This window comes from Alistipes finegoldii DSM 17242, assembly GCF_000265365.1.
GTDB lineage: Bacteria > Bacteroidota > Bacteroidia > Bacteroidales > Rikenellaceae > Alistipes > Alistipes finegoldii.
In genome coordinates this window covers 1,213,285-1,238,777 of the sequence record NC_018011.1, presented here as the reverse complement: position 1 = coordinate 1,238,777, position 25,493 = coordinate 1,213,285, and the positions used below count along the sequence as shown (strand labels likewise).

Below are 25,493 nucleotides of genomic sequence, written 5' to 3'. Positions count from 1 at the left end.
GCTATTCGGTTTTGACGCTGATGGAACCTATGTTGAGCATGGTGACCAGCTGGGCCGCCGATGCGTTGTAGCTCATGCCCCGGAACGGGGGCACCGCGCCGGGGCCTTTGGCTTCGCGTATGGCTTCGTTGAATACCGCCGGCATTTCGCTCGAACAGTCGTACAGCAGCGCCGCATAGCGGTTCGTGTAGTTGGCTTCGTGGGCTTCGGGAAAGAATACGTGCCGCCCGGCGTCGCCTGCGGCGATGTGGATGTTTATCAGCAGCACGTTGCCGTCGGCGGTCTCCAGCGCCTTGATCTGGTTGCATACCGCACGCAGCTCCTCGTCGTCGCAGTCGGTCGCCTCGCCGTCGGTGATGTTGAACACCACGGGCGGGAAACTCTCGGCGTTGGCCGCGCGTGCGGTCCATTCGGCGGCGATGTCGCGCACCCGGCGCAGCGCTTCGCACATGGGCGTCTGTCCTGCCGCCTGCGACTCGATCCACGACGGTGCGGGAATCTCGCGCAGGGCGATGCTGCCGTCGGGAAGACGGTGTTCGATCACCTCCGTACGCACCGGCATCTCCCGCGCCGCGAGGGCGCTCACCGGCACCAGCTCTTCGCCGTCGGGCAGCAGCGAGCGCACCTCGTCGTCGCCCGAATAGCCGATCACGGCGATGTCGTAATAGTCGCGTATGCCGTCGCTGCGGCGGGCGCGTTCTACCAGCTCGAAGAGCAGGTCGTTGGTGATGCCTGCCACCGCCTCGGCCTTGGTGAGCCTGCGTCCCCGGAAGAGGATGCTTTCGGCCATCGATCCCGAACAGTCTATGGCCAGTATGAATGCCGTGCGGTGGTTGCGTGTGATGCTTTGTGTATACATGTTGCGTCTATTTTAATCCCCGGACCGAGTAATAGTCGTCGCGTACTTCGCGCTCGTCGTCGCTGTCCAGACCGTAGCTGACGGCCATGTCGAGCGAACAGTCGCGCTCGCGGTCGGCGTCGGTCGTGCGGCGCATCGCCTCCCTTGCGTTGCGCCCCGCCTCGATCGCGTCGCCGATCTCTGCCGCGGTGGGCACGCGCCCCAGCAGCGAGGCGTAAATCCCTTCGGCCCAGCTGTGGGCGTAGTCGTCGTAATGCACGAAAAAGACCCTGAAACGGTTGTCCACCTCTTCGGGCGTTGTCAGCTCGCCGCGGTCCACGGCGTCGAGGATCGCTTCGACCTCGCGTTTGGTGACGTACTGCCCCGCCACGTCGAGCCAGCGGCCACTGCCGTCGTAGCGTGAGGCCGATTCGCCGCGGTCGAGCATGGCGCCCAGCGCCGCGACGACGAATTTGTTGTAAAGTCCGATGCCCCGTTTGAGGGCCGCGGCGCGGATGACCGCCTTGCGGTAGACGTACGACGGCGCGTCGGGGTCCTCTTCGGCCAGCGTGTGGAGCGTGTCCACGGCCCTGAGCATCGCTTCGGTTATGTAAGGGTTGTATTCTTCGAAGTTGATGACGTCGCGTTTGCGTTCGCGGCGGTCGCGCGCCGGCCACTTCTCGATGTCGCGCACGGCGCCGTAGCTGGTGAGGTTCGCGCCCGGCATGAGCGTCGTGCGGCCCTCCTTCTCGATCAGGTAGGAGTAGGGAAACGCCGACGTGTCGTGGTGGTACGAGTGGTGTCCCATGATCATCGTGAAGGCCCCTTCGAGCGCCGGCGACATGATGTAGGCCCCGCTGGCGAACTTGCAGCCGCGCAGATGCACCGACTGGTGTACGGCGCCGCTCTTGAAGAGGTGGTTGCTCTGGTTGGAGCCGCTCCCGGCGTTGAAGAACGAGAACATGCCGGCGATCAGCAGCGACGATTTGTGGTGCGAGACGGTGTAGGGACCCGCGAAGATCGAGGCCGCCTCCCCGTTTTCGCAGTGCGAGTTTGCGAAAAAGAGCGACTCGGCTGCCGTGAAGGCCTTGTCCAGCCGGCAGCTCTCGCCCACGAAGCAGCGTTCGACGATCGACCCGTTGTCGATGTGCGCCTTCTCGGCGGCGATGAAGTCGTAGGCCTTGACGTCCACGCCGATATGCGCCCCGTCGCAGACGGTGCCGTTTTCGAGCATCGAGGCCCCGTCGATGCACACTTCGTCGCCGATGCGGACTTCGCGGATGAATTTCGCGCCTACGATGCGGGTGTTGCGGCCTACGCTGCCCATCTCCGACGCACCCGCTTCGGCATAGGCCTCCACCATGCGCTCCAGCGCTGCAACGGTCTGCGGCCGGTGGCGGTAGACGGCCATCAGATAGGCTATCTGCGCCGACATCCGGTCGAATATCCTGACCGTGCGGCCCCCGCACTCGTTCATCGTCGCTACGCCCACGCCGTTGCCGAACGTGCTCCGGCGGCGGCATTCGAGAGCCGTGACGCCCTCTATGAGCGCGCCCTCGCCGATCCGGTAGTTGCATACGCGCGATCGGATGATGCGCGCGCCGGAGCCGATCTCGACCGTCCCCTCCAGATGGCTTTGCAGCAGTTGGAAGGGCGTGAAATCTTCGGAGACCCTCACCTGCGACCATGCTTCGGCCGAAGATCCGAGGGATTCGGCGGCGGAAATCTCCGCCGGAGTCATATATCTGAGTTGAGGCATCGGTGTCGTATTAAGCAAATGCAAATATAACGATTTAAGGCTAAATATCAAACTCGCGGCCCTCCCGGTCGATCTCCAGCCGCCTTCCGCCGCGGACGACCGGGGCGCGTCCGTTGCGGAACGGCTTCACGGCTTCGCACCCCGGACAGCTGATCCGGGTCCGGCCCGCGCCGTCGATATAGTGCCATGTCGCTCCGAGCCGTACCGCCGCCAGCCCTTCGGTGAAGTCGAATCCGCAGTCGTAGAGCGGCGGCACGACGACCTGTTCCGGCGTGCGGTAGCCCCACAGGCCGTTTTCGACGAAAAGCTCGGCCGCTTCGGCGACGGCGCCGTCCGTTGGGTCCTCTGTTGTGCCGTCTGCCGAGTCGCCCGCTGGGCCTTCTGCCGAGCCGGAATTTCCGCCTGCCGTTTCTTCCGCTCCCATTGCCCGCTTTGGGCCTGTTGTTCCGGCTGTTTCCCCGGTTCCGGTTGTCCCTGTCGTTGCCGTATTCACTGCATTCTTCGTTTCCTCAGGTCCCGTTATTTCATCCGTTTCCGTTGTTTCCGCCGCCAGTGCGAGCAGTTGCGGCAGTCCCGGCAGCCGGAGCGAAGGCGAACGGAGCAACCGTGCAATCCGGTACTGCGCCGCGAGTCCCCTGCGCTCGAAGAGCGCGAGCACCTCGCAGAGCGCCGCGTCGGTCCCGATCTTCTGCGGCGTGAAGAGCAGCCCGTCGGCATCGGAATAGCGGGCGTACAGCGTCGGGTCGAGCGCCAGCGCATGCAGCGCCGTGGAGATCAGGGCCGCCGGATAGTCGTCGAGCGAAGCGTCGAAATCCCGCACCGTGCGCGCGGGATGCTGGAAAGCCGCCGTGCCCAGCTCCGGGCTGTGCCGACCTGCGAAGGCGGGCAGAAACATGGCGTCGAAATCGATCAGGTGGAGCCGTCCCCGGTTGTCCGCGACGATGTTTTCGGGTTTCAGGTCGCCGTGCGCCCAGTCGTCCGCCGTGAGCGCCGCGGCCATGCGGTCGAATGCGGCGGCGAATCTCCTCAGTCGCGCCGTGTCGCCCGCCTCGGCGGCTGCGGCGACCGCTTCGTGAAGCGTCACGCCTTCGATCCAGTCGCTCAGCACCACATCCACCCAGACGCCGCCTGCGGGCGAGGTGTAGATGAAAAGCTCCTGCGGCAGCAGTTTCTCGCCGTAGATTTCCGCCAGATGGCGCGGATGGTGCATGTAACAGCGCAGCGAGCGGACGCGGCCTTCGCAGCGGATGCGGAATACGACGGCGCTGTTGCCTGCCGAGTAGCATATGCGCCCCTTTCCGTCGCGGCACACCTCGATCTCGCCCAGCGTCCGGGTGAGGCCGTGCGTATCGGCCAGCGTGGTCAGGTATTGGCGCAGTGTGAACACGGCTTTACTGATTGCGTATCTTGTTGCCGAGGATGAAGCCGAAGATGCCCGTGAGCAGGATGCCGATCGTCGTCTGGACGACGTTGAGCATGTCCACCAGCGTGCAGCGCTGCATCGGGGCTCCACGCCGACTGCTCGGCGCGGTCGTTCCGGCGGACTCCCGTGCCGGAGGTGTTCCATTCGATCAGAAACCGCCTGTAGGCGTCGAGGTCCTGCTGGAGCAGCCTGCCGTCGGCGATGTTTTCGCGGCGTATGTTCACCCCTTCGCCGAAGTAGGCGTAGTAGAGGCTCGTCTCTCCGATCCGAGCCTTGCGCATGATGACGATTCCGGTGAGCATGGCGCGGTAAAGGTCGCAGAACCGGATTTCGGCCTCTTCGAAAGTGGCCCTTTCGATCTCGCAGTAGCGGAAGTCGCTCCATGCGATCTTCGCCCTGCGGAAACGGCAGTTGCGCAGCACGGCCTTGCGGAAGGAGACGCGCTCCATCCCGCAGCCGTCGAAATTGCACTCCGTGAGCGTGCATTCGTCGAATGTCACGTTTTCCACACGGCAGCCTTTGAAATCGATGTTCTTCAATTCGCGGCCCGTCAGGTCGAGGTCTCGTACGGCGCCGCTGCCGATCATTTTCAGCAGTTCGGTCTGGGTCATGGCAGAGTCGGTTTCGGGGTTTTAAAAAAAGCGGGGCTTCTGCAAGTCCCGCTTTTCTGTCAGTGGCAGTCGCAGTGCCCTTTTTCGTGGTCGCAACCGCCGCCGCAGTCGTCTCCGCAGTCTCCGCACGAGCAGCCGCCCTGCAGGTCTTCGGGCGTTACGTCGCGCACCGATACGATCTCGACGTCGAAGTTGAGCGTCTTGCCGGCCATCGGGTGGTTGAAGTCCATCTTCACGGTCTCCTCGCCGACCTCCTTGACGATGCCCATCATGCGGTTGCCCTGATTGTCGCTCATCGGAACCTGCGAACCCACGAAGAGGATGTCCTCGGCGAGTTTGCCGTCCACCATGAATATGTTTTTGGGCAGGTCTACCACGGCGTCGGCGATCAGTTCGCCGTAACCGTCCTTCGGCTCAAGGGTAAACGAGACGGCTTCGCCGACCTCCTTGCCCAGAATCGCCTCTTCGAATTTGGGGAGCAGCATGCCTGTTCCGAAGATAAATTCGAGCGGCTGGCCCGGACGCGACTGGTCTGCGATCTGTCCGTCGACGGTGAGCTTGTAGTCCACGCCGACCATTTTGTTCTGTTCTACTTTCATAATAATTCGTTAAAAAATGTTTTTTTCGTTTTCGTTGTTCCCGCCGGGTATTTCCGCCCGTTGTTCCCGGTCTGCGTTGCCGCCCGGATTTCCGCCCGGCATTCCCTCCGGCGGTGCTTGGCTCGCGGAACGTTTCCGCGCTCCGTCTGCCTTTGGGGGCTTGTCCGTTTTTGCCGGCGTTTCTGCCTTGCGGCCCTTCTCCGCGTTTCCGTCCGGCATTTCCGCCCGGCGTTTGGGTCTGCGCTACCGCCTGTTATTCCCGGTCTGCGTTCCCGCCCGGCATTTCCCTCCGGCGGGGCTTGGCTCGCGGAGCGTTTCCGCGCTCCGCCTGCCTTTGGGGGCTTGTCCGCTTCTGCACGGCTTGTTTTCTGCATGCGGTTACTTCCGCATACGGCAAAAAACGCGCCTGCCGGAATCCGGACGTTGGCTTGCAGCGCTGCGGCGCCTGCCGCCGGGACCGTTCTTTCGAACCGGCCGGCGGCTCCGTCAGCGGCGGAATCCGCGCCGTACGGGCTGCAAAGTTACATATAATTCCTTAATAATCGCGGCTTTCACGATTTATTCGCAATTCCTGCAGCAGAGGTTGCGGTCTCCGTAGCCGGCGTCGATCTTCGAAACATAGGGGAAGAACTTCGCTTGGCGCACCCATTCGAGCGGGAAGACCGCCTGCTGACGGGTGTAGGGATGCGGCCACTCGCCCGCGATCTCCACGGCCGTGTGGGGCGCATTGACCACCACGTTGTCGGGCTGTCCGACGGCCGCTTCGCATTCGCGCTTGATCGACACGAGGGCTTCGATGAAGCGGTCCATTTCGGCTTTCGGCTCCGATTCGGTCGGCTCGACCATCAGCGTCTCGTGCACGGGGAACGAGAGCGTCGGGGCATGGAATCCGTAGTCCATCAGCCGGTGGGCGATGTCGCCGCAGTCGATGTTGTAGTCCTTCTTGAAGTTGGTCAGGTCGAGGATCATCTCGTGACCCACGCGGCCCGTCTCGCCCGAATAGTAGGTCCTGAACTCCGATGCGAGCGCGGCGGACATGTAGTTGGCGTTGACGATTGCCATTTCCGTGGCGCGGCGCAGTCCGGCTTCACCCAGCATCTTGATATAACCGTAGGTTATGGGCAGCAGCAGTGCGGAGCCCCAAGGAGCCGATGCCACGGCGGTGATGCCTTCGTCGCCGCCCGTCGCCATAACCGAATGCGAGGGGAGGAAGGCTTTGAGGTGCTCGGCGACGCAGATCGGACCCACGCCCGGACCGCCGCCGCCGTGGGGCATGGCGAAGGTCTTGTGCAGGTTGAGGTGGCAGACGTCGGCGCCGATGTAGCCCGGATTGGTCAGGCCCACCTGTGCGTTCATATTGGCGCCGTCCATGTAGACCTGTCCGCCCGCGTCGTGTACGGCGTCCACGATTTCGCGGATGCGGCTTTCGAACACCCCGTGCGTCGAGGGATAGGTCACCATCAGGCCGCACAACTCCGAACTGTACTCCTTGGCCTTGACTTCGAGGTCCTCCACGTCGATGTTGCCGTTGGCGTCGCACGCCACGGTGACGATCTTCATGCCCGCCATGGCGGCCGACGCTGGGTTGGTGCCGTGGGCCGATGCCGGGATCAGCACAACGTTGCGGTAGCCCTGTCCGCGGCTCTGGTGGTAGGCGCGGATCACCATCAGCCCCGTGTACTCGCCCGCCGCGCCCGAATTGGGCTGCAGCGACGAGGCCGCGAAGCCCGTGATCGTCGCCAGATCGTTTTCCAACTCCGTGATCAACTGCATGTAACCCTCGGCCTGATCCGCCGGGGCGAAGGGGTGCATGTTCTGGAAGCCGGCCAGCGAAAGGGGCTGCATGAGCGCCGCGGCGTTGAGCTTCATGGTGCACGAACCTAAAGAGATCATCGAGTTGGCCAGCGATATGTCGCGCAGTTCCAGCTGTTTGATGTAGCGCATCAGGGCGCTTTCCGAACGGTAGGCGTTGAAGACCGGTTCGGTCAGGTAGGCCGAACGGCGGCGCAGGCCGGCCGGGACGTTGCTTTCGGTGACGGGCTTTACGGCCTTGGCTTTCTTGCCTTTGGCGGCGGCGAAGATGCGGATGACCTCGGCGATCTCCTCCGGAGTCGTGACTTCGTCGAACGACATGCGCACCGAACCTTCGGTCGGGTAGAAGAAGTTGATGCCGCTTTCGAGCGCCAGCGACTGTACGACGGCGGCTTCGGCGGCGACTTCGAGCGTGTCGAAATAGGCCGTTGCGGCGAGTTTGTAGTCCATCGCTTCGAGCGCCTTGGCAACCGTCGCGGCGGCCAGATGGGCCGTGTCGGCGGCGCGCTTCAGCCCTTCGGGACCGTTGTAGACGCAGTAGAAGCCCACCATCGAGGCCATCAGCGCCGAGGCGGTGCAGATGTTCGACGTGGCGCGCTCGCGCTTGATGTGCTGTTCGCGCATCTGGAGCGCCATGCGCAGCGCCCGGTTGCCCAGACGGTCCACCGAGACGCCGATGATGCGGCCCGGCATGTTGCGCTTGAAGGCTTCGCGCGTGGTCATGTAGCCCGCGCTCGGACCGCCCAGCCCCATCGGGGTGCCCAGACGCTGGGTCGAGCCGACGGCGATGTCGGCGCCCCATTCGCCGGGGGCTTTCAGAAGCGCCAGCGCCAGCAGGTCGGCGACGGCCGTGACCAGCGCGCCCTTGGCGTGGGCGGCGGCCGTGAAGTCCGCGTAGTCGCGCACGGCGCCGTTGGCGGCCGGATACTGGACGATGGCGCCGAACTCCTTGCCCGTGAAGCTGTATTCGTCGTATTCGTCGACGATCAGTTCGATGCCGAAGGGTTCGCTGCGGGTGAGCAGCACGTCGAGCGTCTGCGGGAAGATGTTGCGGTCGACGAAGAGCTGGTTGCGGCCCTCCTTGACGGCTTCGCGCGAGCGCAGGGCGAACATCATCAGCATCGCTTCGGCGGCGGCGGTGGCCTCGTCCAGCAGCGAGCAGTTGCCGATCTCCATGCCCGTGAGCGAGATCACGGCGGTCTGGAAGTTCAGCAGCGCTTCGAGACGGCCCTGCGAAATCTCGGCCTGATAGGGCGTATAGGAGGTGTACCACGCGGGATTCTCGAAGACGTTGCGCGTGACGGCGGCGGGAACCGCGCAGGGGTAGTAGCCCATGCCGATGAACGACCGCAGGCAGCGGTTGCGCTCGGCCAGCGCGCGGATGTGGCCTGCGAATTCGTACTCGCTCATGCCCTCCGCGGGCAGCGCGAGCGGTTTCTTGAGCCGGATGGAGTGCGGAATGACCTGCGAGATCAGCTCGTCGACCGACTTGACGCCGATCGTTTCGAGCATGGCTTTGAGCTCCTTTTCGTTGCTGACGCCGATGTGGCGTTCGGAAAATTTGTCGAACATATCTGTTAGTTGTATGAAGTTATGGGGACTTGGCGCCGCGGTGCGGCGGAATTATCGTTTCGGGGCCGGGTCGGAACCGGGCGGTCGTTTATTGTCTTGCATGGTTTGCGTCCGGGTGACGCCGGGGCGTGCGGACGATTCTCAATATTGAAAACTGCTGCCGCCGATGAATTCGCGCAGGATCGAGGTGGGCGGAATCTCGTCGGGCGGAATGGGGATGAAGTTGTCGAGGAACTTCAGCATGCGGCGCGCTTCGTCGTATTCGGGCACCGTGTCGGGCACTTCGCGGAGGATTTTCTCGGCGAAGGGGCGCAGGACCGAAATCTCGTAGAAGAGCGACGAGTTGAGCATGACGTCGGCGTTCTCCTGATAGGGGAAGATGTGCTTCTCCTCGCCGCGGCGGACCGAGGCCCAGCGCGAGAGCGTGGCCAGCGCGTCGGCGCCCCGCTGCCGGTAGTCGCGCGTCAGGCGGCGCAGCAGGCGGTTGTCGGTGGTGGCGATGCGCGAGAGGTTGTCCATGGCCACCGACGTGAAGCAGGAGATGTAGATGCGGAACTTCTGCTCTTCGGGAACGCCCGGCGTGAGACGGGGATTGAGTCCGTGGATGCCTTCGACGATCAGGATCGAACGCTCGTCGAGCGTCAGCGGGTCGTTGTGCTGCATGCGGCGTCCCGTGATGAAGTTGTAGCGCGGAATATCGACGCTCTCGCCGCGCATCAGGCGGCGGAGGTGGTCGTTGAACAGTTCGAGGTCGATGGCTTCGAGCGCTTCGTAGTCATACTCGCCGTCGGCGTCCTTCGGGGTCTTTTCGCGGTCCACGAAGTAGTCGTCGAGCGAGATCAGCACCGGTTTCAGCCCCAGCACGCCCAGCTGGATGCCCAGCCGCTTGGCCGAGGTGGTCTTGCCGCTCGACGAGGGACCGGAGATAAGCACGATGCGCACGCCGCGCGAGAGGTTGGCGTCGTAGATGGTGTCGGCGACCCATGCGAATTTGCGTTCGTGGAACGCTTCGGCGAGTTTTATCATGCCGCCGGCGTCGCCCGCGAGCACCTTCGAATTGACGTCGCCCACGGTGGGGACGCCCATGATCCGGACCCATGACTGGTACTCCTGAAAAATGCCGAACATCTTCTCCTGCTGGACGTTCTTGTTGAGCACGCCGGGGTTCGTCCGCAGGGGCAGGGCCAGATAGAAGCCCTTGTAGTAGGGTTCGATGCAGAAGCGGTCGATGTAGCCCGTCGAGGGGGCCAGCGCCCCGTAGAAGTAGCCGGCCGTGCCGTCCAGCGTGTACAGGTCGCTGTAGAGCCGCGGACGGGTGTCGAGCAGCGCCGTCTTGTCGTCGAAGCCCTGTTCGGCGTAGATGGCGCGGAGCTCGCTCGTGAGCACCTTGGTGCGCTCGATGGGGAGGTTCTGCGCCACCACTTCGCGCATGTGCCCTTCGAGCGCTGCGGCCTGTTCGTGGGTGAACTCGTCGAGCCCTTCGAGCTCGCAGTAGAAGCCGCTCTGGCCCATCGAGTGGCGGATATGGAGCGTATGTCCCGGAAAGAGCGTGCGTGCGGCCTTCTGGAGGATGAACCACGAGGTGCGCTGGTAGACGCGGATGCCCGCGAAGTCGGTGATGTCCACGAAGCGGACCGTCACCGGGGTATATATTTTGTAGTTGAGCTCCTTGATGCGGTTGTTCACGAACGCCGCGAGGAACGGGTAGCGTCCCGGCGTCAGCTGTGCGGCCACGTCGGAGAGCGGGGTGCCCATCGCCACCCGGATCGGACCTCCGAGGTTGTCGCATATGACTTTGATGCTGTCTGCCATAAGTTTTTCTGCTGAATGAAGTGTAAAGATATGAATTATTTGTAACTTTGACAAACTCAAAAACGATATTATGGAAAGAATACTCCGCACGGTTCTGATCGTCACGGCGGCGCTCGCGGCGGCCTGCGCCCCCCGCGAGCGGACGCTCGTTTTGCTGTCGACGAACGACATGCACGCCAAAATCCGGAACTTCCCGCGTCTGGCGGCGGCCGTCGAGGCGTGCCGCGACACGGCGCAGCTGGTGGTGCTGGTCGATGCCGGCGACCGCTGGACGGGCAACGCCTACGTAGACCGGGCGGCGACGCCGGGGATGCCGATGATCGCGCTGATGAACAGGCTGGGGTATGACGTGGCGACGCTCGGTAACCACGAATTCGACCACGGGCAGGCGTTTCTGGGCCGGATGATAGACAGCATGGATTTCGAGGTGGTGTGCGCCAATGTAGTGAGCGACACCTGCTCCTTTCCTCCGCTGCCGCCTTACACGGTGCTCGAAGAGGGCGGATTCCGCATCGGATTCGTCGGCGTGGTGACCAACTACGAGGGGCCGGGGCATCCGGCGGGCAATGCGTCGAGCTTCGCGGGGCTGACCTTTCCCGATCCGCAGCAGATGGCGTTGAAATACGCCGCCGAGCTGCGCCCGAAGTGCGACGTGCTGGTGCTCGTTTCGCACATGGGCGACGACCGCGACCGGGAACTGCTCGCCGGGGGCGCTTCGCAGTACGACGTGGTGATCGGCGGGCACACGCACGAGGAGGTCGATACGCTGATCGGCGGCACGCTGCTCACGCAGACGGGGAAGGATCTGCGGAACATAGGCGTCACGACGATACGCATGAAGGGCAGGAAGGTCGCCGGCGTGGATTTCCGGCTCGTGCCGCTGGCCGGTTACGAGCCTGATCCGGTTTTCCAGAAGCAGGTGGACGCCTGTTACGCCAATCCGGAGCTGAACAGACCGATGGGCGAGTTCGGGAACGCCGCGAACAAATGGGGGCTGGCGAACTGGATGGCCGGGGCGGTGGCCGACGGGATCGACGCCGAGGTCGGATTCTACCACATCGGGGGCGTGCGGCTCGACTCGATTCCCGCGGGCGGCGTGAGCGCGGCCAGCGTATACGGGCTGGAGCCGTTCGGGACGCTGGTGGCCGAGATGAAGATGACGCCGGCGGATATGCGGAGGATGATCGTTTCGAAATACAACGATCCGGTGAACGTCAAGGAGGCGCACCGCATCGACCTGATTTCGACAACGCCCTATGTGATCGTTACCGATCAGGCGGACAATGCGCTCGACGTGGAGTTCCCCAAGTTGCGCGAAGGGAAGGTCTACACGGTCGCCGTCAGCGATTACGTCTACAAGAATTACAACGACCTGAATTACACCGACGGCAAGATTACCGAGGAGGATGTGACCGGGCTTCTGCTCGAAGAGCTGGAGGAGGACTCTCCGCTCCGGATCGACAACACGCCGCGGCAGCGGGTGCGGCGGAAGTAGGCCTGCGGACGGGACGGCCTGCGTCCGGACGGAACAGTGGTTTGTGACCGGGGCCTGCGACGGGCGGGAAAAGCATTTGCGGCTGTGTCCCGGCTGCGCGACCGGTCGGCCGGAAAGTGTGCGGGCGCGGCGGCGGAGTCGTCCGGGGCGTGCCCGCGGTCGGAAGGTGTAAAAAACTGTCGGTAAGCGATTTTTTGCGCTCAATCTTTCATTTTTTCAGTTGAAAAGAGTATCTTTGCACTCCCCGTATGCGCGCACGAGGCGCGGATGAGGGGCTATGAATTTCATTATTAATCATTTAACGAGCGATTGTATCGCACAAAGTATTTCCGTTATGGAAGAAACGAAAACTGTAGTCGCAAACGAGAATTTCGACTGGAACGCATTTGAAAACGATCTGGGCGTCTATTCGCAGCCCAAGGAGGAGATTGCCGAAGCGTATGACAAGACGCTTTCGAACGTCAATGTCGGCGAAGTCGTGGAAGGTACCGTAACCGGCATAACCAAGCGTGAGGTTCTTGTGAACATCGGCTACAAAAGCGAGGGCGTCATCCCCGTTTCCGAGTTCCGTTACAACCCCGATCTGGCGGTGGGCGACAAAATCGAAGTGTATGTCGAGTCGGCCGAGGACAAGAACGGCCAGCTGGCCCTTTCGCACAAGAAGGCCCGTCAGCTCAAGTCGTGGGACCGTGTGAACGAGGCCCTCGAAAAGGACGAAATCATCAAGGGTTACATCAAGTGCCGCACCAAGGGCGGTATGATCGTAGACGTATTCGGCATCGAGGCGTTCCTGCCCGGTTCGCAGATCGACGTGAAGCCGATCCGCGACTACGACGTATACGTGGACAAGACCATGGAATTCAAGGTCGTCAAGATCAATCAGGAGTTCCGCAACGTGGTCGTTTCGCACAAGGCGCTCATCGAGGCCGAGCTTGAGGCCCAGAAGCAGGTCATCATGTCGAAACTCGAAAAGGGCCAGATTCTCGAAGGTACCGTCAAGAACATCACTTCGTACGGCGTATTCGTCGATCTGGGCGGTGTGGACGGTCTGATCCACATCACGGACCTTTCGTGGGGCCGCGTGAACCATCCCGAAGAGATCGTGGCGCTCGACCAGAAGATTCAGGTCGTGATCCTCGACTTCGACGACGCCAAGAAGCGTATCGCACTGGGTCTGAAGCAGCTTACGGCTCATCCGTGGGAGGCGCTCGACCAGAACCTCAAGGTCGGCGACAAGGTCAAGGGCCGCGTGGTCGTGATGGCCGATTACGGCGCGTTCGTGGAGATCGCTCCCGGCGTGGAGGGTCTGATCCACGTGTCGGAGATGTCGTGGAGCCAGCACCTGCGTTCGGCGCAGGAGTTCATGAAGGTCGGCGACGAGGTCGAGGCCGTTATCCTGACGCTCGACCGTGAGGAGCGCAAGATGTCGCTCGGCATCAAGCAGCTTACGCCCGATCCGTGGGAGAATATCGAAACCAAATATCCCGTCGGCACGAAGTGCACGGCCAAGGTTCGCAACTTCACCAACTTCGGTATTTTCGTAGAGATCGAGGAGGGTATCGACGGCCTGATCCACATTTCGGACCTGAGCTGGACCAAGAAGGTGAAGCACCCCGGCGAATTCACGTCGGTAGGCGCGGATATCGAGGTCGTGGTGCTGGAGATCGACAAGGAGAACCGTCGTCTGTCGCTGGGCCACAAGCAGCTGGAGGAGAACCCGTGGAACGAGTTCGAAAACCAGTTCTCGGTGGACAGCATCCACGAGGGTACGATTACCGAGATGACCGACAAGGGCGCAGTTGTCGCTCTGGGCGAGAACATCGAGGGCTTCTGCCCCGCACGCCAGCTCACCAAGGAGGACGGCACCACGCCGAAGGCCGGCGACAAGCTCGACTTCAAGGTGATCGAGTTCTCGAAGGCTACCAAGCGTATCACCCTTTCGCACGTTCGTACGTACGAGGAGGCCAAGCGCGCCGAAGTTGCAGCCGAGAAAGCTGAGAAGCGTGCCGCTGCCGACGCGACCAAATCGACCGTGAAGAAGATCAACGCTTCGGTCGAGAAGACGACGCTGGGCGATATCGCAGGTCTGGCCGCTCTGAAGAGCGCCATGGAGGCTGCCGAGGCGAAGAACGCCAAGAAAGCCGCTGCCAAGGAGGAGACCGAGGAGTAATCCCCGGAAGAGAGGGCGGAGCGGTTGCGTTCCGTCCGATATAGGCGAAAGTCCGCAGGTGTGAGCCTGCGGACTTTTTTTGTCGGGGGGGGCGGTTGTGAGAAGACGGTTTCCGGTCGTTCGGAAGTCTCTCGTCGTTCGGACATCTCTCGTCGGTCGAAAGTCTCTCGATGGCTGCGAATCGGTGGCGGCGGGTGAATTTTTCGGCGGATTTCTTGGGCGCGGCGCAATAAGCGGGTATATTTGGGGTTTGAATAGTAGAAACTAACTGACGGCTGTATTATGAAAAAAATGATAGTGGTTTTGCTGTCCGCCTTCGCGCTTCTGTCGGGCGGGGATGCGTGTTTCGCTCAGGTGAGCGCTGCCCGGCACGGCGGCGTGCATTCGGGGCGGGACAGAAGGCCCGAAGGGTATTCCAAGGACAGCTGGACGGTTTATTACCGGGGGCTGAAGGTCGAGGGGGCTTCGGCTTCGTCGTTCGTCGATCTGGGGGACGGCTACGGCAAGGACAACTGGAAGGTGTTTTACTGCGGTGAAGAGGTAAAGGGCGCTTCGGCTTCGTCGTTCGAGAGTCTGGGAAAGGGACGCGGCAGGGATAATTGGAATACCTATCTGTACGGGGAGCGGCAGCGTGCGAATGCGAAGATGACCCGGACGCTGGGCGGCGGCTATTCCAAAGACAGCTGGACGGTCTATTACCGGGAGCGCGAGGTGGAAGGGGCTGCGGCCGGTTCGTTCGTCAGTCTCGGCGGGGGATACGGAAAGGATGCGTGGACGGTGTTTTTTCAGGGCCGCAAAGTCGGCGGCGCTTCGGCTTCGTCGTTCGAAAATATCGGCAAAGGGTATGGAAAGGATGCGTGGAGCGTCTATTACCGGGGCGAAAAGATCGACGGCGCGTCTCCGGCCACGTTTGAAGTCCCTTCGCAGCGGCGGTGACGGCACGACGCAGCGACCGGGAAAGGGCCCGGAAGCGATTTTCCCCTGCCGCGACGATCTGCGGCAGGGGAAAATCGTTATAGTCGGGTCGGAGGTTCGGCCTTTCCGGCCCGGAGGGCGGGCATTATTCGGCCACGGCCATTTCGTTCACATCCTCTTCGGCCAGACACGAGAGCAGCGAGTCGGTGGAGACCTCCTCTTTGAGGATCATGCCCAGTTCGCGGGCGATTTCGGTCTCGCCCATCATCTCGGCGAAGACTTTCAGCGTGCCGTACGAGGCGATCTCGTAATGTTCGGCTTTCTGGGCGGCCAGAATAAGGCCCGCATCCCGCGTATAGGAGTCTTTCCGGGTGTCCTCGATCATGCTTTCGGCCTCGGAGACAAGTCCTTCCATGGCTTCGCACTTCTTGGCCTGCGGGGTTTTGCCCAGCAGTTCGAAAACCCGCTTCAGCCGTTCGATCTGGCCTGCGGTCTCCTCGATGTGTTTCTCGAATGCGGCGGCCAGCTTCGGGCTGGTGGCGGCCTTTCTCATCTTTTTGAGTCCGGACGAAAGGTGTTTCTCGGCCCAGTAGACGTCTTTGATCTGGTCGAGGAAGAATTCACGGAAGTGGGGCGAATCGGTTTTTTTGTTTTTCTTGGTGTTCATAACGTTTCGTTTTAAAGTTTTTAATGTGCAAGGGGGCTGCGATTGCAGCAAAATCGGTCTTTTAAAAAACAACTTCCATGCCAGCCCTCTCCGGCGCAGCACTTCGGAGGAGGTGCGGAGCGGGCGCGTCGTCCGACGGACGGCCTTTGGGCGGTGCTGCGGGCGGCATGGCCGCGAAGGAGACGGGACGGGAGGACGGACACTGTTTTTGTTTTTGGGCGGGATAAACCCCGAAACGGATGAACAGATTCAAACCCCATATCGCCCTGCTGATTTGCAATATCGTATGGGCCATGGACTACCCTTTTTACAACATCGTGCTGCCGCGTTACGTCCATCCGATGGCGATGGTCTCCGGGTCGCTGATCGCGACGGCGCTCTTTTCGCTGGTGCCGCTGTTGTGGCAGAAGGCCGAAAAGGTCGCAAAGGCCGACGTGCGCAAGCTGATCGGCGCCGCGCTGCTGATCGGCGTGCTGCGCAAGGTGTTCATCATGTACGGCCTTTCGATGACTTCGCCCATCGACGGCTCGATCATCGACACCATCGTGCCGCTGCTGGTGCTGCTGCTCTCGGTGTTGCTGGGGATGGACCGTTTCACGAAATTGAAGATCGCGGGGCTGGTGCTCGGCATGGCGGGTGCCGTGGCCGTGGTGCTGGCGGGCGCGTCGTCGTCGCACCAGCATTCGCACCTCTGGGGCAACGTGATGATTCTGCTCTGCGCCTGCGTTACGTCGCTCTACATGGTGTGGTTCAAGCGGCTGATCGCCAAATACCGGATTACGACCGTGTTGAGGTGGCTTTACTGCGTGGCGGCGGTCGTCGCCCTGCCCTTCGGCCTGAAGGAGATCGTTCATACGGATTACGCCGCCATTGCGAAGCATGCGCTTTTCCCGACGCTGTTCGTGCTGACGGTGCCGACCTATCTTCCCAACCTGATGCTCAACTATGCGCTGAAGAGCGTGCCCGCGACGGTGTCGAGCATATACACCTATTTGCAGCCCGTACTGGCGATCGCCATTTCGGTGGGCATGGGACTCGACAAACTGCACGCCGACACGGTGATTTTCGCCTTGGTGATCTTCGTCGGGGTGGGGCTGGTGCTCCGCTCCTACTCGGTGCCGCCGCGGCATGTAGATCCGCCGACGGCCGCGCCGCATTAGGGCGCAGACGGTTACGGTGTGGCCGGGGCTCCGGATGGCGCCCGAAGTGAAATTCGGTGGAAGGTGAAGGGGAATTTGGGGAGTGTAGAGAGACGGATGCGGAAAGAGATGCGAAATGCCGGGGCGGAGCCGGGAACTGCCCGAAATGGAAAAGGAGCGCCGGCGAAAATGAAAAAGGAGAGCCTGAAGCTCTCCTTTTTACTGTCTTGCCGGACTCGGACCCCGTTGCCGGGATTGTCGCCGCACCCGGTGGCAGGTCCTCCGTCCCCGGATTATTCGGCGGCGGTAACCGAGAATTTGATGACTGCCTTGACCTCCTTGTGGAGTTTGGCGACAGCCTCGTATTCGCCGACGGTCTTGATGGCGTCAACGACGATCACCTTGCGGTCGAGCTCGATGCCTTTGGCGGCAAGCGCCTCGGCCAGATCGGCGGCGGTAACCGTACCGAAGAGTTTGCCCTCCTCGGCCTTCACGGCCAGCGACAGCGGCAGGTTGGCGATGGTCTCGGCGAGCGCCTGAGCGTCGGCGAGGATCTTGGCGTCCTTGTGAGCGCGCTGGCGGAGATTCTCGGCGAGGACCTTCTTGGCGGATGCCGTGGCAGCCTTGGCGTAACCCTGAGGGATCAGGTAGTTGTTCGCGTAACCGGGTTTTACGTTCACGATGTCGTTGGCGTAACCCAGATTTTCCATATCTTTGATCAGAATAACTTCCATTGTCTCTTCCTCCTTTAATTATTTCATGCAATCGGTTACGAAGGGCAGAATGGCGAGGTGACGCGCACGCTTCACGGCCTGTGCGACCTTCTTCTGGAACTTCTGCGAAGTACCCGTCAGGCGGCGGGGAAGGATCTTGCCCTGCTCGTTGAGGAACTTCTTCAAGAATTCTCCGTCCTTGTAGTCCACGTATCTGATGCCGAGTTTCTTGAAGCGGCAGTATTTCTTTTTCTTGACGTCTACCGACACCGGGTTGAGGTAACGGATTTCAGACTGTGCTTTGTTCTCCTGTGCCATGGTTTACTCCTCCGATTTGTTAGAAAGTTTTGCACGACGCTTCTCCGAATACTCGACGGCGAATTTGTCCTGCTTGAATGTTAAGAAACGGATGATACGCTCGTCGCGGCGGTACTGCGTTTCGAGCGTGTTGATGAGCATGCCTTCGCCCGTGAACTCTACCAAGAAGTAAAAACCGGTGGTCTTCTTCTGAATAGGATAGGCGAGCTTGCGAAGGCCCCACGACTCCTTGTTCACAATCTGACCGCCGTTCTCGGTGATGACACCTTGGAATTTGTCAGCAACCTCCTGAACCTGAGCATCGGACAGAACCGGCGTGACAATGAAAACGGTTTCGTAATTGTTCATAATTGTTGGAATTAAATTAATTTACGCTTTTCAGCGGGTGCAAATGTAAGAAAAAAAAGGCACCTCCGCAAGGAAGCGCCCCTTTTTTTGACATTCGGCCGGTTAATTTCGCTCCGGAGGGCCGGGGACGGCCTGCCGGAGGGGTTTGCGGCTGTGTGTGAGGTTATTCGACGTTGTAGTTCGGGTCCTTGATCAGCAGGTAGATGTACTGCTGGTTCATCACCAGATTCGTGGCGACGCCGTCGGCTTCGAAAACGACGATGATGCCGCCGTCGAAGGGACCCGGCCGGCCGTTGGATTCGACATGGGCGACCGCTGCGGCAAGATCGGCGAACGTCTCCTTCCGGTCGCCCCACGAATCGGTCGTATAGGCCTCTTTGAAGGCGCCCAGACCTTTGTCCGCGTAGTCGCGGGCGTATTCCTTCCAGATGGCCAGCTGCTTGTCGGCGTCGTTGCGGTCGGCGCTGACGTAGACGTCGATTTCGGAGATTTTCTCGCCGTTCTTGTCGGCGTGTACGTCGACGGTGAAGGTGTTGCCGGCGGTGTCCTTGGCATAGTAGAAGTAGACGTAGAGGTCGCCGAAGGCGTTGATCTTGTTGCCTAGAACGTAGTACTCCGCAGCGAAGGCGGCGTGGTCGCCGCCGAGCCAGCGGCGCATTGCGGGATAGTCCAGCTTAAGGTAGCTGTTCATGAGCCGGGCGGTGAAGGCCCCGTTGTCGAGTTGGAAGACGGCGTATGCGGCCTGTGGAACGACGCCGAAGATCGTGCAGGCGAGCGTTTCGGCGGTGCCGTGCTGGGCGATGTGGTTCAGGGTGTCGTCGATGGTCTGGAATACGCCCGACGAAGAGGGGCTTTTGTATTTGGTGCCGAGGAACGCGCCCAGACGGAGCGTTTCGGAGGCGGTCAGACCGTATTGCCAGACGTCGAGGGATTTGGCCGGATCTTCGGGTGCGGCCGTGATCGTTTTCACGTTGTCGTAATCGTCCTTTTCGACGCAGAGGGTGAGCAGGATGCTGTCGGTCGGGGTTTTGAGGTAGCTGCCCAAGTAGAAGACGGAGGGCGGCTGGGGCATGTTCATGCTCGGAGCGGCGGACGACGGCCGCATGGAGAAGGCGTTTTCGGCGGGATCGGCGACGTATTCGGCATACTTACGGCAGAATGCCGTGAAGTCGGTGTTGAGTTCGGCCGCCAGTGCGGGGCCGTCGAAGGCTACCCGAAAATATTCGGGTGCGGGGTCAGGCTCTTTCCCCCCCCCTCGTTGTCGGAACAGGACGCCGCATAGAATCCTGCGCAGAGGAGCGTTGCGTAGAGTAAGGATTTTTTCATGGTATTAAAAATTTAAGTGGGATAAGGCGTCACCATAACGCCTTAAGTGCAAATATAACGAAAAAAAGGAAACGTGGTGCCGGGGCGGGGCGTTTTTGTGCCGGGGCGGGGCAGGGCCGCATGTGGGGGCTGGGGCGTGTAAGGGTGATTGGCCGTGTGAGGGTGGACGGCGGGAGCGGGGCGAGGAACGGGGGATTGGGGCGCGGGATGGGGCATGGCGACGGGGCGTGGCGGAGATGTCGGACCGTGCGCGGGAGGTCAGCCGGGGCGGGGACAGGACGGCGGAGCAGGGACAGGACGGCGGAGCAGGGGGTAGGACGGCGGAGCAGGGGGTAGGGCGGCGGAGCAGGGGCAGAGCGGCGGAGCGGGAGAAAACCGGGGGCAAGAAAAATCCGGAACGCATCGTGCGTTCCGGATTTGTGTTTTTTTTGGGGGGGGCGCTGCGGTTAAAGTTGAGCGATGACGTCGGTGATGCGGGCGAAGACGTCGTCCATCGTGCCCGTGCCGTTTACCGATGCGTATTTGCCCTGTGCGGCGTAGTAGTCCGACACGACGGCCGTCTGCTGGCGGTAGACGTCGAGACGGCCGCGGATGACCTCCTCAGAGGCGTCGTCCGCGCGGCCCGAATCCTTGCCGCGGAGCAGGATGCGCTGGATCAGCTCCTCTTCGGGAACGTGGATGTCGATCATGATGTCGACCTGAAGACCGTGTCCGGCGAGGATTTTGTCGAACTCCTCGGCCTGAACCGTAGTGCGGGGAAAACCGTCGAAAATGCAGCCCTTGGCGTGCTTGTGTTCGGCGACGTAGTTGGCGATCATGCCGATGACGATTTCGTCGGGGGCCAGTTTGCCCGCTTTGATGTAGGATTCCATACTGCGTCCGAGTTCCGTGCCGCGGCGGATCTCGTCGCGGATAACCTCGCCCGTCGAGACGTGCTCGATGCCGTAGTGTGCTTTCAGCCGTTGCGCCTGCGTGCCTTTCCCGCAGCCCGGCGCACCGAATAAGACGATGTTTATCATTATAGAAACCGTTTTTGGGATTTACCGGACAAAAATACGTTAAATTTTTGGGAAAGAGCAAAGATTCCCTAATTTTGTAAAAAAATTTATAATATGGAAAAGAAACGACGTACCGAAATCGCCGAATTGGGAGAGTTCGGCCTGATAGATCTGCTGACCAGCGGGGTCGAACCGACGAACGACTCGACGCTGCGGGCCGTGGGCGACGACGCGGCTGTCATGCTGCCTCCTGCGGGCGAAGCCGTGCTCTGCTCGACGGACCTGCTGACGGAAGGCGTCGATTTCGACCTGACCTATTTCCCGCTCAAACATCTGGGTTACAAGGCCGTGACGGTGGCCGGAAGCGATATTCTGGCGATGAACGCCCGGCCTTCGCAGCTGATGGTCTCGCTGGGCGTGTCGGCCAAGATGTCGGTCGAGGCGTTGCAGGAGCTTTACGAAGGGATCGCTTTCGCCTGCAGGGAGCAGGGGATCGATCTGGTTGGAGGAGACACGAAGGCTTCGGTGACGGGGCTGGTGCTGAGCCTGACGGCGGCAGGGCATGCCCCCAAGGAGCGGATCGTGTCGCGCGGCGGAGCGCAGCAGAACGACCTGATCTGCATTTCGGGCAACCTCGGAGCGGCCTACATGGGGCTGCGGCTGCTGGAGCGCGAGAAGCGCGTGTTGGCGGACGTGGAGAATCCCGAACCGAAGTTCGGGGGATATGAGTACCTGCTCGAAAAATACCTCAAACCCCGTCTGCGCAGGGACATTGTGGATGCGTTGGCGGAGGAGGGCATCGTTCCGACGTCGATGATCGACCTGTCGGACGGACTGGCCAGCGACCTGCTGCAGATTTGCAAGGCCTCGAAGTGCGGGGCGCGGATTTATCTGGACCGGATTCCGATCGCCAAGCAGACGTATGCGCTGGCCGAGGAGCTGCACGCCGATCCCGTGGTGGCGGCCCTGAACGGCGGGGAGGATCATGAACTGCTCTTCACGGTGCCGCTGGCGATGCAGGAGCAGGTGATGAAGATGGGGTGCGTCGATGTAATCGGCCACATTACGCCCGAATCGACCGGGGCCTATCTGGTGACGCCCGACGGGTCGGATATCCGGCTGCGGGCGCAGGGGTTTGCCGAGAAGGAGTAAACCGTGCGGGAATTTCCCGAAAGGGTTGGAGAACGGGCCGTCCGCAGGTGTGCGGGCGGCTTCTTTTTGACGGTGTATGTCGGGATGTCGGACAGCGGCGGTGTGGCGGCTGGACTACGGCGAGGGGGCGGGGTGTTTCCGGAAGCGGTGAGCCGAAAGGTTAGGTGGGGTGATGAAATGAAAAAGCCGCCTTCGTCGGGCGGCTTTGAATTTTGGGCGAAGTGGCTTAGAGCGCGTTCACGTGCAGCTGGATGGCGCTTTTGAGGTTGGCGGCCTTGTTCTTGTGCACGATGTTGTGCTTTGCAAGTTTGTCCAGCATGGCGGTTACCTTGGGAAGCAGGGCCTCGGCGGCGCTCTTCTCCGTGGTGTTGCGGAGCGCTTTCACGGCATTGCGTGCCGTCTTGTGGTAAAGACGGTTGTGGGCGCGCTTGGTCAGCGTCTGACGAATTCGCTTTTTCGATGACTTATGGTTTGCCATAATTCCAGTTTTTTATTTTTTACTTTTTCAGTTGCTAAATCGGTAAACAGCCGTGGCTGCGTGTGGATAGACGCTCGGTCCGCTCCTCGAAAAGTATCACCCGTAGAGATCCGCATGCCGCCGTCCGCCTTGCGGCTTTCCGAAGTTCCGGGATTCGCCTCCCCTCCCCTCTCTGGTTTCGTGCCGGCCCGCAGGTCTCCTCGTTAGTAGCCCATAGGAGAGTCGAACTCCTCTTTCAAGAATGAAAATCTTGCGTCCTAACCGATAGACGAATGGGCCTTTACCACTATTGCTGCCCCTTGTAAGGGTAACTTTAGCGGTGCAAAGGTAAACAAAAAAGTGAGTCGAACAAAAAAAAAGCCGAAAAATATTGAATTCGTTACTTTTTTGTGAGCCGGATCGTCAGCGTCGCGGGGTCGAACGAGATGCCGGCGCCGGCGAAAAGCCGCTCGATATGGCCGCTGGAGGCCATGTCGGAGGCGGGAAGGCAGTGCAGGTCGGGCGTGTCGATCAGCGCGACGGCGTCGCACAATCCCAGCGCGACGTCGAGGTCGTGCGTCGAGAAGAGGATGCATTTACCCTCGTCGTGGGCCAGACGGCGCAGCAGCGTCGCCAGTTCGTAACGGTTCGGAAGGTCGAGGAAGGCGGTGGGTTCGTCGAGCAGGATCACGGGGGTGTCCTGCGCCAGCGCACGGGCGATCAGGATGCGCTGGCATTCGCCGTCGGACATGCGGTCCATCGTTTTGCAGGCGAAAGCCTCCATGCCGACCAGCCGGAGCGAACGGGCCACGATGTCGCGGTCGGTCTCCTGCATGCGTCCGATCCAGTTGGTGTAGGGGGCGCGGCCGAGGGCCACGACGTCTTCGCAGGCGAGGTTGGCGATGCGCACCTTGTCGGTGGTGACGAAGCTGACGGTCGAAGCCCGCTGGAGCGGGGTGAGCGCTGCGAGGGGTTTGCCGCAGAGTTCGATCCCGCCGGACGCGGCGGCGCCCAGACCGGCGACGGTCCGCAGCAGGGTGCTCTTGCCGGTGCCGTTGCGGCCGATCAGGGCCGTGAGCGATCCCGGAGGGACCGAGGCCGAGACGTCGCGCAGCAGGATGCGCTGGCCGTAGGCGAGGGTGATATGGCGAAGGGCGATGCTCATTTCAGAAGAGATTGCGGTTGCGGACGACTACGACGATCACCACGGGGATGCCCATCAGGGCCGTGACGGTGTTGATCGGGAGGGCCAGCGATTTGGAAATAAGGTCGCAGACCAGCAGCAGGGCGGCGCCCGAAAGCATCGACGCGGGCATCAGGACGCGGTGGTCGGCGCTGGCGAAGAGCATGCGCGCGAGGTGCGGCACGGCCAGTCCGATGAATCCCACCGGGCCGCAGAAGGCCGTGACGGTGCCTGCGAGCAGGACCGTGGAGAGGAACAGCAGCGTGCGGGTGCGCTGGATGTTGAGACCCATCGTGCGGGCGTAGTTTTCGCCCAGCAGCAGCAGGTTGAGCGGCTTGATGACGGCGACGGAGAGCGCGAGACCCGCGGTGATGACCGGGAGCATCAGGACGAGGTTGCCGCCCGTGACGTCGCCCAGAGAGCCCATGGTCCAGATGACGAACGATTTGAGCGCCGCTTCGCTCGAAAGGTACTGGAGGATTTCGACCACGGAGCTGACGCCCGAACCGAACATCATGCCGAGGATCAGGATCACCATGATGTCTTTGATGCGGCGGCTGACGGCCATGACGATCAGCAGCACGAGGGCCGCGCCGAGCCACGCTGCGCCCGCGATGCCGAGCGACTGGACGAACGAGTGCGCCGAGACGCCCAGCAGGGGCGCGCCCAAGAGGAACAGCGCCACGCCCAGACCGGCGCCCGAACTGATGCCCAGCACGTAGGGACCGGCGAGCGGATTGCGGAAGAGGGTCTGCATCTGCAGGCCGCTGGCGGCGAGGGCCGCGCCGGCGAAGAGCGCCGTGACGGCTTTGAGCAGGCGGATTTTGAGGATGATGTCGCGCACGGCCGGGTCGCACGAACCGCCCGTGAGCGCGGCCCAGATGTCGCGCAGGGCCACTGCGACCGAGCCGATCAGCAGGTCGGCCGTGAAAAGCGCGGCGGTCAGCAGCGACAGAACGGTGAAAAGTATGGCGGTGCGGCGTCCGGACATTGCGAGCGGGGTGTTTGTTATTCCAGACGTTTGTAGTAGTGGAGTTCTCCCTCTTCGGCAGGCTTGCCGCCGAGGATCAGGCTCAGGTCGCGCAGCACCAGATCGGGGTGTATGACGCCCGATTCCCAGAAGTCGGAGCCGCCGGCCGGGGTCTGGCGGCGGTTGTTGTTGAAGACCATGCGGTTGCGGACGGCCGGGATGCCGGCGAATTTCGGGTTCTGGGCCGTCAGTTCCGCAAGGGTGTTGCACGGGCCTACGTTGAGCCAGACGTCTGCCGAGCTGGCCAGCAGATAGGCCTCTTCGAGGTCTACGGCGACGGAGGTGTCCGAGTCGTTCTTCGTGTAGACGTATTCACCCCCGGCGTCCTCGATCAGGCGGATCATGAAACTGCGCGACGAAGGCATGAACCAAGTGTCGCGGTAAGGGGTGTTGAGCATCACTTTGGGGCGGACGGCGGGTGCGGAACCGGCGACGGCGGTTTTGACGGCTCTGTAGCGTTCGGCGATGCCGCCGAAGGTTTCGGCGCCCCGGCTGCGGTCGTTGCAGAGTTCGGCGGCGACCATCAGCCATTCGGCTTTGCCCAGCGGCGATTCTTCCATGTAGTCGCCTACATATATATAGGGTATGCCCAGTTCGCGGAGTTTGCCCGTGACGACGGTGTTTTCGCCCGTGACGCCGTACAGCAGCATCAGGTCGGGCTGCATGGCGGCGAGCCGCTCGAAGTTGAGGTTCGTGTCGTAGCCCACGTCGAGGACCTCGCCGCAGCAGCGGTGTTCGTTGACATAGGCGTTGGAAATGTAGTCGATTCCGGAGACGCCGCAGACGCGACGTATCTGACCGATGGCGTCGAACATGGCTACGTGGCTCGACGACATGCAGACCACATGGCGTACGGGGGCTTTCACGATTTGGCCGTCGAAACCGGCGGGAGGTTCGATGCCCTCGCGCAGAACGAGCAGATGCTGTTCGACGCCGCTACCGCCCTGCCACGGGGTGCGGACGGTGACGAGCGTCGCCGCATTGCGTTCCGTGCCGCGGATGTCGAATCCCGAAGCGTATGCAGGGGTATAGACTTCGGTCGTGAAATCGGCCGGAGTGTAGCTCGCGGAGCCTCCGCAGGCAGTGCCGAGAAGCGCCAGCAGGAGCGGTATGAGGGGCGGGAATCTTTTCATCGAGGACAAAATTAGAAAAAAAT

General features: G+C 61.7%; 22 protein-coding genes and 1 tRNA gene. 5 read left to right on the top strand and 18 right to left on the bottom strand.

Annotation, left to right across the window (positions count from 1 at the left end; translation table 11 throughout):
* Position 1: 1 nt before the first annotated feature.
* The 7 genes from ALFI_RS05580 to ALFI_RS05545 all read right to left on the bottom strand — a co-directional run bounded on the left by ALFI_RS05580 (position 2) and on the right by ALFI_RS05545 (position 10,426).
* Positions 2 to 859, bottom strand: a complete 858-nt coding sequence (locus tag ALFI_RS05580; protein ID WP_014775101.1) for a vWA domain-containing protein — start codon at positions 857 to 859, stop codon at positions 2 to 4.
* Positions 860 to 866: 7 nt separating this feature from the next.
* A complete protein-coding gene (locus ALFI_RS05575) occupies positions 867 to 2,597 on the bottom strand; it encodes a DUF4954 family protein (RefSeq protein WP_042493350.1) in 1,731 nt (576 codons plus the stop codon).
* A gap of 40 nt (positions 2,598 to 2,637) precedes the next feature.
* The gene (locus tag ALFI_RS05570) at positions 2,638 to 3,984 is read right to left on the bottom strand and encodes a WG repeat-containing protein (RefSeq protein ID WP_014775099.1); all 1,347 of its coding nucleotides are present in this window, start codon (positions 3,982 to 3,984) and stop codon (positions 2,638 to 2,640) included.
* Complete coding sequence (locus ALFI_RS05565) at positions 3,960 to 4,631, bottom strand: pentapeptide repeat-containing protein (RefSeq protein WP_014775098.1); 672 nt, start codon at positions 4,629 to 4,631, stop codon at positions 3,960 to 3,962. The genes ALFI_RS05570 and ALFI_RS05565 overlap by 25 nt, the downstream gene beginning before the upstream one ends.
* 59 nt (positions 4,632 to 4,690) lie before the next feature.
* The gene (locus ALFI_RS05560) at positions 4,691 to 5,230 is read right to left on the bottom strand and encodes an FKBP-type peptidyl-prolyl cis-trans isomerase (RefSeq protein WP_014775097.1); all 540 of its coding nucleotides are present in this window, start codon (positions 5,228 to 5,230) and stop codon (positions 4,691 to 4,693) included.
* Between the two features lie 558 nt (positions 5,231 to 5,788).
* Positions 5,789 to 8,614, bottom strand: coding sequence for an aminomethyl-transferring glycine dehydrogenase (gcvP, locus tag ALFI_RS05550; RefSeq protein ID WP_014775095.1), 2,826 nt, complete (start codon positions 8,612 to 8,614; stop codon positions 5,789 to 5,791).
* A 141-nt stretch (positions 8,615 to 8,755) separates the two neighbouring features.
* On the bottom strand, positions 8,756 to 10,426 hold the full coding sequence (locus ALFI_RS05545) for a nucleoside kinase (protein WP_014775094.1): 1,671 nt from the start codon (positions 10,424 to 10,426) through the stop codon (positions 8,756 to 8,758).
* Between the two features lie 70 nt (positions 10,427 to 10,496).
* On the opposite strand from ALFI_RS05545, the gene ALFI_RS05540 reads away from it, so the two are divergent.
* The 3 genes from ALFI_RS05540 to ALFI_RS05530 all read left to right on the top strand — a co-directional run bounded on the left by ALFI_RS05540 (position 10,497) and on the right by ALFI_RS05530 (position 15,027).
* Positions 10,497 to 11,921, top strand: a complete 1,425-nt coding sequence (locus tag ALFI_RS05540; protein WP_009596762.1) for a bifunctional metallophosphatase/5'-nucleotidase — start codon at positions 10,497 to 10,499, stop codon at positions 11,919 to 11,921.
* Between the two features lie 334 nt (positions 11,922 to 12,255).
* Positions 12,256 to 14,091 carry a 30S ribosomal protein S1 gene (gene rpsA, locus ALFI_RS05535; protein WP_014775093.1) on the top strand — a complete coding sequence of 612 codons (1,836 nt, stop codon included), beginning with the start codon at positions 12,256 to 12,258 and terminating at the stop codon, positions 14,089 to 14,091.
* Positions 14,092 to 14,373: 282 nt separating this feature from the next.
* Entirely contained in the window at positions 14,374 to 15,027 is a 654-nt protein-coding gene (locus tag ALFI_RS05530) for a DKNYY domain-containing protein (protein ID WP_042493345.1), read from the top strand.
* Positions 15,028 to 15,151: 124 nt separating this feature from the next.
* On the opposite strand, the gene ALFI_RS05525 is transcribed toward ALFI_RS05530, so the two are convergent.
* Positions 15,152 to 15,673 (bottom strand): YciE/YciF ferroxidase family protein, encoded by a 522-nt coding sequence (locus ALFI_RS05525; protein ID WP_009596673.1) that lies wholly within the window; start codon positions 15,671 to 15,673, stop codon positions 15,152 to 15,154.
* Positions 15,674 to 15,912: 239 nt separating this feature from the next.
* Here ALFI_RS05525 and ALFI_RS05520 point away from each other — a divergent pair, with 239 nt between their 5' ends.
* On the top strand, positions 15,913 to 16,833 hold the full coding sequence (locus ALFI_RS05520; protein WP_009596679.1) for a DMT family transporter: 921 nt from the start codon (positions 15,913 to 15,915) through the stop codon (positions 16,831 to 16,833).
* A 272-nt stretch (positions 16,834 to 17,105) separates the two neighbouring features.
* Here the strand turns inward: ALFI_RS05520 and rplI are convergent, their stop codons facing one another.
* From rplI to ALFI_RS05495, 5 genes are all read right to left on the bottom strand, one after another.
* Complete coding sequence (rplI, locus tag ALFI_RS05515; protein WP_009596674.1) at positions 17,106 to 17,546, bottom strand: 50S ribosomal protein L9; 441 nt, start codon at positions 17,544 to 17,546, stop codon at positions 17,106 to 17,108.
* A gap of 18 nt (positions 17,547 to 17,564) precedes the next feature.
* A complete protein-coding gene (gene rpsR / locus ALFI_RS05510) occupies positions 17,565 to 17,843 on the bottom strand; it encodes a 30S ribosomal protein S18 (protein WP_009596680.1) in 279 nt (92 codons plus the stop codon).
* Positions 17,844 to 17,846: 3 nt separating this feature from the next.
* Entirely contained in the window at positions 17,847 to 18,191 is a 345-nt protein-coding gene (gene rpsF / locus ALFI_RS05505; RefSeq protein WP_009596691.1) for a 30S ribosomal protein S6, read from the bottom strand.
* A gap of 163 nt (positions 18,192 to 18,354) precedes the next feature.
* Positions 18,355 to 19,296, bottom strand: a complete 942-nt coding sequence (locus ALFI_RS05500) for a hypothetical protein (protein WP_014775091.1) — start codon at positions 19,294 to 19,296, stop codon at positions 18,355 to 18,357.
* 667 nt (positions 19,297 to 19,963) lie between these two features.
* Entirely contained in the window at positions 19,964 to 20,536 is a 573-nt protein-coding gene (locus ALFI_RS05495; RefSeq protein WP_014775089.1) for an adenylate kinase, read from the bottom strand.
* Between the two features lie 93 nt (positions 20,537 to 20,629).
* Between ALFI_RS05495 and thiL the strand changes: the two genes are divergently transcribed.
* A complete protein-coding gene (thiL, locus tag ALFI_RS05490) occupies positions 20,630 to 21,667 on the top strand; it encodes a thiamine-phosphate kinase (protein ID WP_014775088.1) in 1,038 nt (345 codons plus the stop codon).
* A 226-nt stretch (positions 21,668 to 21,893) separates the two neighbouring features.
* Here the strand turns inward: thiL and rpsT are convergent, their stop codons facing one another.
* The 5 genes from rpsT to ALFI_RS05465 form a co-directional block, all read right to left on the bottom strand.
* Positions 21,894 to 22,145 carry a 30S ribosomal protein S20 gene (gene rpsT / locus ALFI_RS05485; RefSeq protein WP_009596675.1) on the bottom strand — a complete coding sequence of 84 codons (252 nt, stop codon included), beginning with the start codon at positions 22,143 to 22,145 and terminating at the stop codon, positions 21,894 to 21,896.
* A 207-nt stretch (positions 22,146 to 22,352) separates the two neighbouring features.
* A tRNA-Glu gene (locus ALFI_RS05480) sits at positions 22,353 to 22,424 on the bottom strand.
* Positions 22,425 to 22,524: 100 nt separating this feature from the next.
* Complete coding sequence (locus tag ALFI_RS05475; RefSeq protein WP_009596677.1) at positions 22,525 to 23,289, bottom strand: ABC transporter ATP-binding protein; 765 nt, start codon at positions 23,287 to 23,289, stop codon at positions 22,525 to 22,527.
* A gap of 1 nt (position 23,290) precedes the next feature.
* Positions 23,291 to 24,298 (bottom strand): iron ABC transporter permease, encoded by a 1,008-nt coding sequence (locus tag ALFI_RS05470; protein ID WP_014775087.1) that lies wholly within the window; start codon positions 24,296 to 24,298, stop codon positions 23,291 to 23,293.
* Between the two features lie 17 nt (positions 24,299 to 24,315).
* Complete coding sequence (locus ALFI_RS05465) at positions 24,316 to 25,470, bottom strand: ABC transporter substrate-binding protein (protein ID WP_014775086.1); 1,155 nt, start codon at positions 25,468 to 25,470, stop codon at positions 24,316 to 24,318.
* Positions 25,471 to 25,493: the final 23 nt, after the last annotated feature.